At 67.2% G+C, this 15,160-nt stretch carries 14 protein-coding genes; 8 read left to right on the forward strand and 6 right to left on the reverse strand.

All coding sequences use genetic code 11. The annotated features are described in order from the left end of the window. Nucleotides 1–91 precede the first annotated feature (91 nt). The 4 genes from AB4097_RS15075 to AB4097_RS15090 are packed head-to-tail and all read right to left on the reverse strand — an operon-like array spanning nucleotide 92 to nucleotide 6,938. Complete coding sequence (locus AB4097_RS15075) at nucleotides 92–2,164, reverse strand: hypothetical protein (protein ID WP_442040932.1); 2,073 nt, start codon at nucleotides 2,162–2,164, stop codon at nucleotides 92–94. Nucleotides 2,165–2,176: 12 nt separating this feature from the next. Then, complete coding sequence (locus AB4097_RS15080; RefSeq protein WP_442040934.1) at nucleotides 2,177–4,981, reverse strand: DUF4159 domain-containing protein; 2,805 nt, start codon at nucleotides 4,979–4,981, stop codon at nucleotides 2,177–2,179. 3 nt (nucleotides 4,982–4,984) lie between these two features. Then, on the reverse strand, nucleotides 4,985–5,911 hold the full coding sequence (locus tag AB4097_RS15085; RefSeq protein WP_442040936.1) for a DUF58 domain-containing protein: 927 nt from the start codon (nucleotides 5,909–5,911) through the stop codon (nucleotides 4,985–4,987). Between the two features lie 10 nt (nucleotides 5,912–5,921). After that, the gene (locus tag AB4097_RS15090; protein WP_442040938.1) at nucleotides 5,922–6,938 is read right to left on the reverse strand and encodes an AAA family ATPase; all 1,017 of its coding nucleotides are present in this window, start codon (nucleotides 6,936–6,938) and stop codon (nucleotides 5,922–5,924) included. 316 nt (nucleotides 6,939–7,254) lie between these two features. Here AB4097_RS15090 and AB4097_RS15095 point away from each other — a divergent pair, with 316 nt between their 5' ends. Genes AB4097_RS15095 through AB4097_RS15110 form a run of 4 tightly spaced genes read left to right on the forward strand, consistent with a single transcriptional unit; the run spans nucleotide 7,255 to nucleotide 9,990 of the window. Continuing rightward, nucleotides 7,255–7,854, forward strand: coding sequence for a DUF1285 domain-containing protein (locus tag AB4097_RS15095; RefSeq protein ID WP_442040940.1), 600 nt, complete (start codon nucleotides 7,255–7,257; stop codon nucleotides 7,852–7,854). Further along, complete coding sequence (locus AB4097_RS15100) at nucleotides 7,854–8,492, forward strand: CoA pyrophosphatase (protein ID WP_442040942.1); 639 nt, start codon at nucleotides 7,854–7,856, stop codon at nucleotides 8,490–8,492. The genes AB4097_RS15095 and AB4097_RS15100 overlap by 1 nt, the downstream gene beginning before the upstream one ends. Next, entirely contained in the window at nucleotides 8,489–8,746 is a 258-nt protein-coding gene (locus AB4097_RS15105) for a DUF6111 family protein (protein ID WP_442040944.1), read from the forward strand. Before AB4097_RS15100 ends, AB4097_RS15105 begins: the two co-directional genes overlap by 4 nt. Further along, nucleotides 8,746–9,990 carry a CCA tRNA nucleotidyltransferase gene (locus AB4097_RS15110; RefSeq protein WP_442040946.1) on the forward strand — a complete coding sequence of 415 codons (1,245 nt, stop codon included), beginning with the start codon at nucleotides 8,746–8,748 and terminating at the stop codon, nucleotides 9,988–9,990. The genes AB4097_RS15105 and AB4097_RS15110 overlap by 1 nt, the downstream gene beginning before the upstream one ends. Here the strand turns inward: AB4097_RS15110 and hemF are convergent. Both hemF and AB4097_RS15120 read right to left on the reverse strand, forming a co-directional pair. Then, nucleotides 9,987–10,883 carry an oxygen-dependent coproporphyrinogen oxidase gene (gene hemF, locus AB4097_RS15115; RefSeq protein WP_442040948.1) on the reverse strand — a complete coding sequence of 299 codons (897 nt, stop codon included), beginning with the start codon at nucleotides 10,881–10,883 and terminating at the stop codon, nucleotides 9,987–9,989. The genes AB4097_RS15110 and hemF overlap by 4 nt on opposite strands. Before the next feature lie 9 nt (nucleotides 10,884–10,892). Continuing rightward, nucleotides 10,893–11,372 carry a tRNA (cytidine(34)-2'-O)-methyltransferase gene (locus AB4097_RS15120; protein WP_442040950.1) on the reverse strand — a complete coding sequence of 160 codons (480 nt, stop codon included), beginning with the start codon at nucleotides 11,370–11,372 and terminating at the stop codon, nucleotides 10,893–10,895. Between the two features lie 262 nt (nucleotides 11,373–11,634). On the opposite strand from AB4097_RS15120, the gene petA reads away from it, so the two are divergent. The 4 genes from petA (at nucleotide 11,635) to AB4097_RS15140 (ending at nucleotide 15,111) form a co-directional block, all read left to right on the forward strand. After that, nucleotides 11,635–12,198 carry a ubiquinol-cytochrome c reductase iron-sulfur subunit gene (petA, locus tag AB4097_RS15125; protein ID WP_114945762.1) on the forward strand — a complete coding sequence of 188 codons (564 nt, stop codon included), beginning with the start codon at nucleotides 11,635–11,637 and terminating at the stop codon, nucleotides 12,196–12,198. A 26-nt stretch (nucleotides 12,199–12,224) separates the two neighbouring features. Beyond that, the gene (locus AB4097_RS15130; protein ID WP_442040953.1) at nucleotides 12,225–13,505 is read left to right on the forward strand and encodes a cytochrome b; all 1,281 of its coding nucleotides are present in this window, start codon (nucleotides 12,225–12,227) and stop codon (nucleotides 13,503–13,505) included. Between the two features lie 25 nt (nucleotides 13,506–13,530). Continuing rightward, nucleotides 13,531–14,415, forward strand: coding sequence for a cytochrome c1 (locus tag AB4097_RS15135; RefSeq protein ID WP_442040955.1), 885 nt, complete (start codon nucleotides 13,531–13,533; stop codon nucleotides 14,413–14,415). An 81-nt stretch (nucleotides 14,416–14,496) separates the two neighbouring features. Continuing rightward, nucleotides 14,497–15,111: a hypothetical protein gene (locus tag AB4097_RS15140; protein ID WP_442040957.1), complete on the forward strand. Its 615-nt coding sequence runs from the start codon at nucleotides 14,497–14,499 to the stop codon at nucleotides 15,109–15,111. The last annotated feature ends 49 nt before the right edge of the window (nucleotides 15,112–15,160 follow it).

Genomic DNA, 15,160 nt, shown 5'->3' on the forward strand with positions numbered 1-15,160 from the left:
TGCCATCCCGATTGGAAGGGCGCAGCGTCCTACAGAAGCGAGATCACCGGCACGAGGCCGGTGATGACGTGGTAGCGGGTTGCAACTTCGCTTACCCCCTCCGGCGCCCTTCGATCAGCCAGGCGGCGAGGGTGGAGCCGATCAGGAGCACCAGGCCGACGAAGCCGAGCGCCATCGGGAAGACGGATACGCCGCGGACGATGGCGCTGTCGCTGGGCCGGATCCCGATCCAGTCGCCGCCGGACAGGCGGGTGCCCGAATGCACCGCCAGGATGCGGGGCACCGTGATGCCCTGATCGCCCGCCATGGCGACGCGCCGCACCGATCCGCCCGTCGCTTCCGCGATCGGGGCCAAGGCGTCCGTGTTGCTGAACACGTCCATCAGCTCGCGCGGATTGGTCGGGCCGATGCTCACGAAGGCGACGAGGTCGCCCGAGCGGAGCGTGTGCAGCCCGAGCTCGCGGCTTTCCATCTGGGCGGTGAAGAGGCCGGGGCGGCTCTCGGTGAGCGGGATGCTGCTCTCCTGGCCGCTCGGCGCCGTGAGGGTCACGGGATCGGCGGTCTCGGCCATGGTCTGGCGCTCGACGCGGATGGTGCGTCCCTGGGCGCTGGCGCGCAGCGCCTCTTCTTCGAGGGCCGGCTCCTTCATGAGCCAATGGGCGAGGCGGCGCAGGAGGTCGAGATGCGGCCCGCCCTCCTGATAACCCCGCGCCCAGAGCCAGGCATGGTCGGAGAGGAGCAGCGCCACGCGGCCCTTCTCCTCCCGGCGCAGCACGAGGAGGGGCAGGTCTTCGGCTCCCGACATGAGGGTGTCGCCGGACTGTACCTGCGAGCCGATGATGCGCAGCCACTCGCCCCAGGCAGGCGGCGATTGCTCGGAACCCGGAAGGTCGCGGGTGACCGGGTGGCGGTCGCCCGTCTCGGTGATGTGCGCCTTGTAGGGCTGCTCGACGATGGTGCCGTTGGGCTGGCCGGGAATGATCGGGGCGAGCCGCGTCTGCGCGAGGCTGCCGTAGCTGGCGAATTCAGGCCCCGCCGCCACCAGGATCGCGCCGCCCTCGCGCACGTAGCGCACGATGTTCTCGAAATAGCTGGAGGGCAGGATGCTCTGGTTCGCGTAGCGGTCGAAGATGATCAGGTCGAATTCCTTGATCTTCTGCTGGAACAGCTCGCGGGTCGGGAAGGCGATCAGCGAGAGTTCGTTGATCGGCGTGCCGTCCTGCTTCTCCGGTGGACGCAGGATGGTGAAGTGGACGAGGTCCACATTGGCGTCGGATTTCAGGAGGTTTCGCCAGGTCCGCTCGCCCGCATGGGGCTCGCCGGAAACCAGCAGCACGCGCAGCTTCTCGCGGATGCCCTCGATGGGAACGACGGCCCGGTTGTTGGCCTGGGTCAGCTCGTCGGGCAGGCCTTCCACTTCGAGCTCGACCACGTTGGTGCCGCCATGCTCGATGCGTACGTCGAGGGAGAAGGGCGTGCCGGCCGGCACCTGCTGGCGGGTGAGGACCTGCCCGTCGCGCCGCACGGTCACGAGGGCCGAGCCCGTGCCACCGCGCTCCATGATCTGCGCCCGGATGGTCTGGTCCTTGCCGACGATACCGAAACGCGGGGCCTCCAGAAGCTTGATCTGCCGGTCGCGCTCGTCCGGGCGGCCGGTGATGAGGGCGTGGAGCGGCGCCTTGAAGCCGAGGCCCTCCACGGAGGACGGAATGTCGTGCACCACGCCGTCGGTGACGAAGATGACGCCGGCGAGCCGGTCGGGTGGCACGTCGGCCAATCCGTTGGACAGGGCAGTGAACAGGCGTGTGCCGTCGTCGCCGTTGCCGTCATCCGCCTCGATGAAGCGGGGCTCCACGTCGGCGAGCGACCCGAAGCGGCGCTCCAGCTCGGCTCTCACCTGATCGGTCATGGCCGGCCGGTCGCCGAGGGTCTGCGAGGTCGAGCGGTCCATGACCACCGCCACGATGTCCTTCACCTTCTCCCGGTCTTCCTGAACGAGCGCCGGATTGGCGAGGGCGAGGAGGACGAGCCCGAGGGCCACGGCCCGCAGGATCGCCACGGGACCGCGGGATACCAGCGCAAGGATCGCCATGAGCACGACGACGGCGCCGAGGACCCAGAGGGCGTAGGCCGGAACGAGGGGGGAGAAGCCGATCGAGAGCAAAAGATTGTCCCCTTACTGCCCGAGGCGTTCGAGCAGGGCCGGCACGTGCACCTGGTCGGCCTTGTAGTTGCCGGTCAGCGCATACATGACGATGTTGACGCCGCTGCGATACGAAAATTCCCGCTGGCGCTGGTCGCTGCCGACCACCGGAAAGAGCCACTCGCCCCGCTGGCCCACCGCCCAGGCGGCGGCGAGATCGTTGGACGTGATGATGATCGGCGAGACGCCGTCGCCCGAGCGGGCGGGACGGCTGGCCTCGCCCTCGGGGGCGGGCGGCAGGGCTTCGACCCAGGTCTGCCCCGTGGCGTAGCGGCCGGGGAAGCTGTCGAGGATGTAGAAGGTCTTGGTCAGCACATGGTCCGACGGCACGGGTTCGAGCTCGGGAATGTCGAGGCTCGCCAGCATCCGGCGCAGGTATTGCCCTTCCGCCGTGGGGGCGCCGTCCGGGCGGTTGCCGAAGGCGTCGCGGGTGTCGAAGATCACGGTGCCGCCACCCTTCATGAAGGCGTCGAGCCGCCGGATCGCGGCCTCCGACGGCGCGGGGCGCGACGCGACGATGGGCCAGTAGATCAGCGGGTAGAAGGCCACCTCGTCCCGCGAAAGATCGATGCCGATGGGCTCGCCGGGCGTCAGGGCCGTGCGCTGGCTCAGCACCTGCGTCAGTCCCGTCAGGCCCGCCTTGCTCGTGTCGTCGACCTGCGGGTCGCCCGTGATGACATAGGCGAGGCGGGTCACGAGGGCCGGATTGGTGCTCTCCATCGTCATGGGCGAGCGGCGATCCTGCGCGCTGGCGTCGGAGGCCGGATCGAGGAGCAGGAACGCCCCCAGGACGATGGCTGCCGTCGCGCCGGCCCGGCGCAGGCGACCGGCGAGATTCGACAGATGTCCGCCGAGCCACAGGGAGGCGAGCGTATCGATCAGCAGGAGCGCGAGGGAGAGCATGAAGAGCGGCATGCGCAGATCGATGGTCTGTGCGCCGGCGAGCGGCGCGACCCGCGCATTGAGCGGCGCGTAGTTGATGGGCGCGAGGCGGTCGCCGGGCAGGAGCGCATTCACCGCGAGGCTCGAATCCACCGGCCCGTAGAAGCCCGGGGGATGCTCCCCGTTGGCGCGCTCGGCGTAGGTGCGCGCAATGGCGCGGGCGGTTGCCGGGGGCGAGGTATAGATGCCGTATCCGTCGAGAGTCAGGCGTGGGGCCACTGTCTCGTTCTCCGCATTGCGGGCTTCCGCATTCACGTCGCCGGGCGCGCCCGCGAGGGCCGTGGTTCGGCGCAGCATGTCGACGAAGAGGCCCGACAGGGGCAGGTTCGACCAGGTGGTGTCGGCGGTGACGTGGAAGAGCACGATCAGGCCGTCGCCGCGCCTGTCGGCCGTGACGATGGGCGTGCCGTCGGCGAGCGACGCCCAGGTCTTCGCCGGCAGGTCGCCGTCCGGCTCCGCGAGGATCTGGCGGCGGATGCCGATCTCCTCCGGTACGGGAAGGCCGAAATAGGGGCTTTCGCGGGTGAACGGCGCGAAGGTCTTGGGCGTGTCCCAGGAGAGCGTGCCGCCGAGGCTGCGGCCGCCCCGGCGCAGGCGCACCGGCACGAGTTCGTCGTTGCCGGCGGCGAGCCTGGAGCCCGCGAAACGCAGCAGCATGCCGCCCCGCTCGACGAAGGCCGTGACCTTGCCGAGGGTCTCCTCGTCGAGGCCGCCCACATCGGCGAGCACGAGAACGGAGACCTGCTCGTCGATGAGCTGGTTCACCGCGTCGGCCACCGCGCCGCGGCCGTTGCGGATCTCGGAATAGGGCGCCAATGCGCGCTCGATGTAATAGAGCGGTGAGAGAAGCGGCTGGGCCTGATCGGAGGTTCCGCCGAAAACGAGGCCGACGCGACGGCGCTTGCCGCGCTCGTCGAGGAGATGCACGGCGCCTGCGGATCCTTCGCCGAGGATCTCTATGCGCGCGATGGCATTGCGGATCTCGGTCGGAAGGTCGAACGCGACACTCGTCTCCGTGGCGTTCGGATCGAAGGAGTAGCGCATGTCGGCGAGCGGCAGGCTCTTGATGTCGAGGGCGCGCACCGTCCCGGCATCGCGTCCGTTCGGCTCGGGCCGCACGAGCCTGACATTGAGCTGCCCGCCGGCATTCTCGACACCGGCAACGGCCAGGGCAGGAGCGCGCTCCGCTTTCAGAACGGTGATCCGCTGCCCGTTCGCCATCTGCGCCAAACCGTCGATGAAGCCCTGACCGTCAACGCCCGCGACCCCGTCGCTGATCCAGACAAGGTTGGGCTCGGGCGTGGATTCCAGGAACCGTTTGATCGAGTCGAGATGGGCCTGCCGGTCCTGCAGATGCGGCTGGGGCTTGAGGGAGCGCAGCCGTTCCAGAGCCGTGGCCGGGCTCGTGGGCTCGATGGCGGCGGGCGCTTCGGCGGTTGCCACGAGCGCGACGGTGCGTCCGTCGCGTCCCGCCGCCTCGATGCGCTCGGACGCGAGATTCATGCGATCGCGCCAGTCGTGCGCGGCGGCAAAGCCGTTGTCGAGCATGATGAGAAGCGGCGAGCGGTTGTTGTCTTCCGCGAGCGGGTTCCAGATCGGGCCGGAGGCCGCGAGGATGAGGAGGGCTGCGAGCAGGAGCCGCAGCAGCAGGAGCCACCAGGGTGTGCGCGCGGGCAGTTCCTGCTCGGGCCGCAGGTCGGCGAGGATCTTGAGCGGCGGAAAGTCGACGCGCCTCGGCTGCGGCGGCGTGATGCGCAGCAGCAGCCAGATGGCCGGCAGGGCCGCGAGGGCGGTCAGGACCAGCGGGACGGTGAAGGTGAGGGGAAGGCCGAACATCGATCAACGCCCTCCCGGGCCGGCGCCGCGCGACGTGGACACCAGGGTCATGATCCGGAGCGCCGCTTCGCTGGCGGGACGGTCGGTGCGGTGGATCGTCAGGGTCCAGCCCCGGCGGCGGGCGAGAGCCTGCAGTTCCTCCCGATGCTGCTCGATCCGCAGGCGATAGGCCCGGCCCCAGGAAACCGCGTCGCCGATGCGCAGGGAAAGGCCGTCTTCGAGATCGTGCAGGACCGCCTGTCCCTGGAACGGGAACGTCTCCTCGACGGGATCGACGATCATTACGAGATGGCCCCGTGCGCCCCGCGACGAGATGCCCTCGACCATGGCGGTGATGTCGCGCAGGGGCGACAGGAAATCGCTGATCAGCACCGCCTCGTGCTGCGGCGCGACGGGGGCCTGCGGCGGCAGATCCTCCTCCAGGGCGGAGCGGTCGGCCACCAGGGTCTGGGCCATGGCCTCCGCGATGCGCCGGGTGGCGCGCGGCGGCATGAGGCCCAGCACGCCGACTCGCTCGCCGGCTTCGACGAAGCAATCGGCGAGCGCCAGTCCGAGTACGATGGCGCGTTCGATCTTGGGCGCCTGGGCCAGGTCCGAGACGTAGCCCATGGAGGCGGAACGGTCGATCCAGAACCAGACGGTCTGGGCCGTTTCCCATTCCCGCTCGCGCACATAGAGCCGGTCGTCGCGGGCGGAGCGGCGCCAGTCGATGCGCTGCGCCGCCTCTCCGGTCACGAAGGGGCGGAACTGCCAGAAGGTTTCGCCGGTTCCGGCGCGGCGGCGGCCGTGGATGCCGTGCGCGAGGTTCGCGGCCACGCGCCGGGCTTCGAGCACGAGATGCGGCATCCGGCTGGCGAGGGCGAGCGCGCTCTCCGTTTCGCTGCGCCCCGGAGAGCGGGCGCTTTCGGGAAGGACCCGGACACGGGCCATGACGATGATCCTAGCCTGCCAGCCGCGCGGTGAGCCGGCCGACGACGCTCTTGATCGATTCCCCATCGGCCCGGGCGGAGAAGGTCAGCGCCATGCGGTGCTTGAGCACGGGTTCGGCAAGCGCCACCACGTCGGCGATGGAGGGCGCCACGCGGCCCTCGATCAGCGCGCGGGCGCGCACCGCCAGCATCAGGGCCTGGCTGGCGCGGGGGCCGGGGCCCCACAGGATCTTGTCGGTCACGCCGTCGACGCCGCCGCCTTCGGGGCGGGCCGAGCGGACGAGGTCGAGGATCGCGTCGACCACGCTCTCGCCGACCGGCAGGCGGCGGACGAGGCGCTGGGCGTTCATGAGCGCATCGGCATTCATGACGGCTTGGGGCTTGTGCTCATCGGCGCCCGTGGTCTCGATCAGGATGCGCCGTTCGGCGTCGCGGGTCGGGTAGCCCACGTCGATCTCGAGCAGGAAACGGTCGAGCTGGGCTTCTGGCAGGGGGTAGGTGCCTTCCTGCTCGATGGGGTTCTGGGTCGCGAGCACATGGAACGGCTGGGGCAAATCGTGCCGCTCGCCGCCCACGGAAACGTGATGCTCCTGCATGGCCTGGAGCAGGGCCGACTGGGTGCGCGGGCTCGCGCGGTTGATCTCGTCGGCCATCAGGAGCTGGGCGAAGACCGGACCCTTCACGAAGCGGAAGGAGCGGCGGCGGTCGGCGCCTTCGTCGAGAATCTCGGAGCCGAGGATGTCGGAGGGCATCAGGTCGGGGGTGAACTGGATGCGGCGGGCGTCGAGGCCGAGCACGATGCCGAGCGTCTCCACGAGCTTCGTCTTGGCGAGGCCCGGGACGCCCACGAGAAGGCCGTGGCCGCCCGCGAGAAGGGTGATCAGGGTCAGGTCGACCACATCCTCCTGGCCGAAGATGACCGTGTGAATGGCCTCCCGGGCGCGGCCGACAGTCTCAAGGGTCGCCTCCGCGTTGCGGATGATCGCGTCGTCCAATGCGGTAGGCGCTTGAGCAATGCTGGCCGTCATGAGGTCACTCTCCTCGTTCGCAATTGCCCCCGGTAGCTAGTCTGCCTTTGTTCCGTGTCGAGATGCAAGGGTCGTTGCGCCGCATCATCTGAGGGAACGGAGTGGACGGGACAGCCGGGGCCTCTATGCTCTAAAGCATCGGATCCGATCCCAAAAGTGGACCCACTTTTGGGATCGGATCCGATGCTTCTTCCATTAATGTGTGCATCGTCGATGCGGAAAACCGGGTCCACTTTTCCGCACGATGCACTAGCAAGTAACAATCGATCTCCGTTCGTCGATCCGTAACTTCAAGATTCCTGTTCACGCTTGCGTCATGACCGAACATTCATCCCCCATTCCCGGCAATGCCCTGGCCCGCCTCGCCGAGGCGCTCGGCTCTGAGCCCAAGCGCAAAGGCCCGCCGCCGGTCGAGCGCTGGAACCCGGCCTATTGCGGCGAGATCGACATGCGCATCGCGTCCGACGGGACGTGGCATTACATGGGCACGCCGATCAGCCGCCCGGCTCTCGTGAAGCTGTTCTCGACGGTCCTGCGCAAGGACCCGGAGCGCTACGTGCTCGTCACCCCGGTCGAGCGGGTTGGGATCACGGTCGAGGATGCGCCGTTCCTCGCGGTCGAGATGGCCGTGGAGGGCGACGGCGAGAGCCGGCAGATCGCCTTCCGCACCAATGTGGACGATCTCGTGCAGGTCGGGCCGGAGCATCCCCTGCGCTTCGACCGGGACGCCCATGGCGGCGTGAAGCCTTACGTTAAGGTACGGGGTGAGCTCTGGGCTCTGGTGACCCGATCCCTGGCGCTGGATCTCGTCGCGATGGGCGAGGAGCGGCGCGTGGACGGCGTTGGCAGCTTCGGTGTCATGGCCAATGGCATCTTCTTCCACATGGCTTCCAGCGACGAATGGGATGCGCTGTGATGCGCCTTGCACCTCACGACGCGCCCGATTTCCTGACCCGGGCGGCCGAGCGGCTGCGGCCCGAACCGCCGCATCAGGACGAGGCCCTCGCCAATCCCCGCGGCGACCACACCCTGGACAACGTGCCCTTGGCCCATCCCCTGACGCCCAAGCCGGCCGCGGTGCTGGTTCCCGTGGTCATGCGCGAGGAGCCGATGCTGCTTCTGACCGAGCGCTCCACCCATCTGCGCCAGCATTCGGGGCAGATCGCCTTTCCGGGCGGGCGGGTCGATCCCGAGGATGCCTCCGTCCTGGCGGCGGCCTGCCGCGAGGCCATGGAGGAAATCGGCCTCGACAGCCGCTTCATCAGCCCGCTCGGTTATCTCGACGCCTATCTGTCCACGACGAATTATCTCGTCATGCCCGTGGTGGCGCGGGTGTCCCCCTCCTACACCCTCGACCTCAATCACGACGAGGTGGCCGACACTTTCGAGGTGCCGCTCGGCTTCCTCATGGATCCCGCGCGCCATGAGCTGCATTCCCGCGAATGGAAGGGCCGGGTGCGCCGCTACTATGCAATGCCCTACGAGGGACGCTACATCTGGGGCGTGACGGCGGGCATCATCCGCAATTTGTACGAAAGGCTCTACGGTTCATGACGCGGGCAGTTGTTCAGGGTTTAGTGCTGTTTCTCCTGCCCTTCGTTGTTTTTGCAGCCTATCTCGTCATCCGCCGCCGCGACCCCCTGCTGTGGTCGCATTGGAGCAGCCAGTCGCTCTGGCTCACCATAGCTGGCCTGAGCTTCGTGGTCCTGTCGCTGATCGTCACGGGCCTCGTGGACGAGCGCCGGACGGGCGCCTATGTGCCGACGCATGTTGAGAATGGGCGCGTGATACCGGGACATTTCGAGTGATGGACAAACTCGATCGACAGGCCCTGGCAAGCCTTCTGGAGCGCCCCGCGTTGCGCCGCCTCCTGAAGGTCTTCAACAACGACGCGCAGGAGACCCGCATCGTGGGCGGCGCCGTGCGCAACGCCCTTCTCGGCAGGCCGGTGACCGAGGTGGATTGCACCACGACGCTGCTGCCGGATGCCATCGTCGCACGCGCGGAGGCGGCCGGCTTCAAGGCTGTGCCGACCGGGATCGAACATGGCACGATCACGGTGATCGTCGAAGGCGAGCCCTACGAGATCACGACCCTGCGCGAGGATGTGGAGACCGACGGGCGGCACGCGGTCGTGCATTTCGGTCGCGATTTCGTGCTCGATGCGAGGCGGCGCGATTTCACCATCAATGCCCTGTCGCTCGGCCTGGATGGACGGCTCCACGATTACACCGGCGGCGTGACGGATCTGGCGGCCCGGCGCGTTCGCTTCATCGGCGACGCCCATGCCCGCATCCGCGAAGATTATCTGCGCATCATGCGGTTCTTCCGCTTCCATGCGGAATACGCGCAGGGCGATCCGGACCCGGAGGGGCTCGCCGCGTCGGGCGCCGAGCGGCAGGGGCTGGCGATCCTCTCGAAGGAGCGGATCCGCCATGAGCTCATGAAGCTCATCGTCGCCCGTCGGGCGGAGGACACGATCCGCCTCCTGGCCGATCACGGCTTCCTCACATGGCTTCTGGACGGCGCGGCCGAGTTCGGGCGGTTCAGCCGGGTCGCTGCCTCCGACCGGGACGGTCCCGTGCCGATCTGGCGATTGGCCGCGCTCGCCGTCATGATCGAGGAGGATGCGGAGCGGTTGCGGGAACGCCTGCGGCTCTCCAACGACGAGCACAAGAAGCTCGCCGCCTATGGCGGGCTGCTGTGCCGGCTCAAGACCTGGGCCTTGCCCCTGGACGCCGCCGCTATCCGACGTCTCGCGGCCGATCACGATCTCGACATCCTCCGGACCGTCCTCACGGCCACGGCAGGAGAGCCCCGCCCGGTTGCCCATCCCGATGCACGCGAAGCGCTCGACCGGTTTCGCGCCGGCATCGAGCCGGTTCCGGTCTTTCCCTTGCGCGGAGCCGACCTGATCGAGGGCGGCATTCCGAAAGGCCCGAGGATCGGCCAGCTGCTCGCCCAAGCCCGCCAGGCTTGGCTGGTGGAGGGCTGCCGGACGGACGAGGCCTATGCGAAGGATCTGCTCGGGCGGGTGTTGGAGAAGGCTTAAGGCCACCTCACCGTCGGCGGCATGGAGGACAGGATCGACGCGATGTTGCCGCCGGTCTTCAGGCCGAAGATCGTGCCCCGGTCGTAGAGCAGGTTGAACTCCACGTAGCGTCCGCGCCGCACCTGCTGCTCGATGCGGTCCTCCTCCGTCCATGGTTTTGTGACGTTGCGCCGGACGATCTCGGGATAGACCTTGAGGAAGGCTTCGCCCACCTGCCGGGTGAAGGCCAGGTCCTCGTCCGGGTTCCCGGTCCAGTGGTAATCGTAGAAGATGCCACCGATGCCGCGCAGCTCCTTGCGGTGCTTGAGAAAGAAATACTCGTCGCACCACACCTTGTACTTCTCGTAGGAGCCTTCCGGCGCGTGGGTTCGGCAGGCTTCTTCCATGGCCTGGTGAAAGGCGATGGTGTCCGGATCGTCCTGGGTCCGTCGCCGGTCGAGCACCGGCGTGAGATCCGCCCCGCCGCCGAACCACGTCTTCGTGGTGACCACGAAGCGGGTGTTCATGTGAACCGTCGGAACGTTGGGGTTCCACGGGTGGGCGATGAGCGAGATGCCGCCGGCCCAGAAGCGCGGATCCTGGTCCGAGCCCGGGATCTGGCCGCGGAATTCCGGCGCGAATTCCCCGTGCACCGTCGAGACGTGCACGCCCACCTTTTCGAACACGCGGCCGCGCATCATGGACATGACGCCTCCGCCGCCGGGGGCTCCGCTGTGGTCCTTGCGCTCCCAGGGCGTGCGCTCGAACCGGCCGGGCTCGGAGGCCTCCGGGGGGAGGGGAGCCGTCACCTCGTCCTCCAGGGCTTCGAACGCGGCGCAGATCCGGTCGCGCAGGGTGGCGAACCAGCGGGGGGCCTCCGTCTGCAGGCGTTCGATGTCGGCTTTGTCGGTCATGATGTCGCTTTAGGTTTCTGGAAGAGCGGGATGAGGAAAGGCGTTCGTCTGCCGCAGGGCCTCGCCGAGGATCATGGCGGCGGTCACGGCGACGTTGAGGGAGCGCAGGCCGGGCTGCATGGGAATGACCACGCGAGCATCTGCCGCCTGATGGACCTCCTCCGGCACCCCGGCGGATTCCCGGCCGACCAGGATGATGTCGTCGGGCCGGTATGCGAAATCGGTGTAGGCGACGGCGCCCTTGGTCGTGGTCAGGATCAGCCGGCCCTCGGCCTCCTGCCGCCAGGCCTCGAAGGCGCGCCAGGAGATGTGCCGCGTGATCGCCACGCGGTTGAGATAATCCATCCCGGAGCGGCGCAGGTTCCGGTCCGAGACGTCGAAGGCCGCGGGTTCGATGATCTCCACCGGCACGCCGAGGCAGGCGGCGAGGCGCAGCATGGTGCCGGTATTCTGCGGAATGTCCGGCTGGTAGATGGCGAGACGGGGCATGGGCCCGTCATCGGGGCATCGGGCGCTGCCGTCAAGGGAGCTCTTGAGGGCGCGGCATCGGCGGCATTTTGCGCCACAGGCTGGAACAACTCCAATCCGGCTATGGACAGGCGGGCTTGGCCGTGCCAAAGAGCCACCGCGCGGCGACTCCCAGTCGCATTGCGCGCGCGTCGCCGCGCATGCTTGTTCCATTGTGGACCTCGTGTGCCAAATGCCTTGGCTCCCAAGGCGTTGCCGATGCGCGGTTCTCGTTTTTTGACCAATGCTGGAGAGCCAAGTGGCCGAGACCACCACTCATGTCGCTGAGCCGACACGGCGCGATTTCCTCTACATCGCCACGGGCGCAGCTGCCGTTGTCGGCGGAGCCACCCTGGTATGGCCCTTCGTGCAGTCCCTGGCGCCCGACGCGGCGACGGTGGCTGCCGGCGCCCCCGTCGAGGTGGACCTGACCCCCATCGCCGAAGGGCAGATCGTCAAGGTTTTCTGGCGCGGCAAGCTGATCTTCATCCGTCACCGCACGGCCGAGGAAATCAAGGCCGCCGAGGACGTGAACGTCGCCTCCCTGCGCGATCCGCAGCCCGACTCGGCCCGCGTCAAGGAAGGCAAGGCCCAGTGGCTGATCGTTTACGGCAACTGCACCCATCTGGGCTGCGTGCCGCTCGGCCAGCAGGGTGAGTATCATGGCTGGTTCTGCCCATGCCACGGCTCGATCTTCGACACCTCCGGCCGCGTCCGCGGCGGCCCGGCGCCGATCAACCTGCCGATTCCGCCCTATACCTTCGCGTCGGACACGAAGATCGTGATCGGCCAAGAAGCCACGGCGTAACTGAAAGCGACGATCAGGCGATATCCATGAGCGCACATCCCACAACTTACGTTCCCAAGAGCGCCTTCGGTAAGTGGTTCGAGAGCCGTTTGCCCATCGCAGGCCTCGTTCACTCGTCCTTCATTGCGTTCCCGGTTCCGCGGAACCTGACCTATTTCTGGACCTTCGGCGCCATCCTGGCCTTCATGCTCGTCGCGCAGATCGTGACCGGCGTGTTCCTGGCGATGTACTACACGCCGAATGCCGCTCTGGCGTTCCAGTCCGTTGAACACATCATGCGTGACGTGAACTACGGCTGGCTGATCCGCTATCTGCACGCCAACGGCGCGTCGATGTTCTTCGTGGCCGTCTACGTCCACATCTTCCGGAACTTCTACTACGGCTCCTACAAGGCGCCCCGCGAGGTTCTCTACATCCTCGGCGTGATCATCTTCCTGCTGATGATGGCGACCGCCTTCATGGGCTACGTGCTTCCGTGGGGCCAGATGAGCTTCTGGGGCGCCACCGTGATCACCAACCTCTTCTCGGCGATCCCGGTCGTCGGCGAGACCATCGTGAGCTACCTCTGGGGCGGCTACTCGGTGGGCAACCCGACCCTGAACCGCTTCTTCTCCCTGCACTACCTGCTGCCCTTCATGATCGCGGGCGTCGTGATCCTGCACATCTGGGCGCTGCACGTGCCGGGTCAGAACAACCCGACCGGCATTCCGATCAAGTCGGGCAAGGACGCGGTTCCCTTCACCCCCTACGCGACGATCAAGGACGTTTTCGCCGTCGCCGTGTTCATGGTCTTCTTCGCCTATTGGGTGTTCTACATGCCGAACTATCTCGGACATGCGGACAACTACATCCCGGCGAACCCGGCGGTGACGCCGTCCCACATCGTTCCCGAATGGTACTTCCTGCCGTTCTACGCGATCCTGCGCGCCATCCCGGACAAGCTCGGCGGCGTCATCGCCATGGGCTCTGCCATCGTGATCTGGTGCTTCATGCCCTGGCTCGACACCTCCAAGGTCCGCTCCACGGCCTACCGTCCGCTCTACAAGCAGTTCTTCTGGATCTTCGTGATCGTGTGCTTCCTGCTCGGCTGGCTTGGTTCCCGCCCGGCTGAGGGCTGGTATGTGATCGCCTCCCAGATCTGCACGGTCTACTACTTCGCCCACTTCCTGATCATCCTGCCGGTGCTTGGCTTCGTCGAGCGTCCGCTGCCGCTGCCGAATTCGATCCTCGAATCCGTCATGGGCGTTCAGAAGGGCGGAGCGGGCATTCCGGCCGGCGCCAATCCCGAACCGCACTCCAAGGGCTGACGCGAGAGTCGAGGAAACAGAAACTATGATGAAGCGTACTCTTCTCATCGCAGCCGCCGTCCTCGGCCTGGCCGCTCCGGCCTTCGCCGCTGGCGAGACCCCGGTGCCGCCAGCCCAGAAGTGGAGCTTCCAGGGGCCGTTCGGCACCTTCGACCGGGCCCAGCTCCAGCGCGGCTTCAAGGTCTACCGGGAGGTCTGCGCCTCCTGCCATTCCTTGAACTACGTTAACTTCCGCAATCTGCACCAGCCCGGTGGTCCGGAGTTCTCCGAAGCCCAGGTCCGTGCCCTCGCGGCGGAATACAAGGTCCAGGACGGTCCGAACGAAGCCGGCGACATGTTCGAGCGTCCCGGCCGTCCGGCCGACCACTTCCCGGCGCCGTTCCCGAACGAGAACGCCGCCGCTTCGGCCAACGGTGGCAAGGCTCCGCCGGACCTGTCCCTGATGCCCAAGGCCCGCACCTATGAGCGCGGCTTCCCCTGGTTCATCACGGACGTTTTCCGCCAATACTCGGAAAACGGTGCCGACTATGTGACGGCGCTGCTCAACGGCTACGAAGAGGCTCCGCAGGGCTTCACCGTGCCCCAGGGTGGTCACTACAACCACTACTATCCGGGCCACGTGATAGCGATGCCGAAGCCGCTCAGCGACGGCCAGGTCGAGTATCCGAAGAACGAGGCCGGTCAGCCTCAGGTGCCCGAAACCGTGGAGCAGTACGCCCGCGACGTGACGGCCTTCCTGATGTGGACGGCGGAACCGCATCTCGAAGCCCGCAAGCGCCTCGGCTTCCAGGTCATCCTGTTTCTGATCGTCCTGTCCGGCCTGCTCTACTTCACCAAGAAGAAGGTCTGGGCCCGGGTGGGCGGCGAGGTCGACGGCCACGCCACGCCTCCGATGACGCACAATCCCTAAAGACCAGGATCAAGGCCCCGCTTCGGGGCCTTTTTCTTTTTGCTGGTGACAGGATGCCGAGCCGGCTCTATCCCGGTCCCCATGTTGCAGACGATCGCCGACGACATCTGGGGCCTGCCCTGTCTCGCCTATCATGTCCAACCCAGCCTCGAGCCTGAGACCCGGGATGCTTTCGCGGAGGTTCAGCGGGCTTTCGCAGAGCTCTGGACCGAGCCCCTGCATGTGGGGCCGAAGCCTGCGCTGCACGTCACCATCTATCCGCTGGTGATGGTGAAGGGCGACTTCGACAAGGACCCATATTGGCGGAGCATCGCTGGACGGGCCCGAGACCTCCTGGAGGAGCTCTGCACAGGCCATCGGACCCTGGAGCTTCGCTTCTCCCGTCTCAAGGTCACCGACACGGCGATCATCGCGACGGCGACCGACGAGACCGGTCTGATCGACGCCATCCGCGAGAGAATCGTCAACGAGATTCCACCACCGCCGGGCCAGAGGCCGATCATCTACGACCTGATCCACTCGACCCTGGCACGCTACCGGATGAGTGCCGCAATTCCGGACGAGGTGGTCGGGCGCATCGAAAGCCTGCCCGTCTCCATCACGGCGCCCGTGAGGCAGATCAGGCTCGTGCGCGAGACGCTCTTTCCCTGCCTCGCGACGGACGAGATTGCCGCAATCCCTTTGGTCGAGCAGTGAGGCTTCGAAACAGTGAGGCTTGGGGCAAGCCTTGCGCTCGGCTATGAAG

This window comes from Microvirga sp. 2MCAF35 (assembly GCF_052115545.1).
Taxonomy (GTDB): domain Bacteria; phylum Pseudomonadota; class Alphaproteobacteria; order Rhizobiales; family Beijerinckiaceae; genus Microvirga.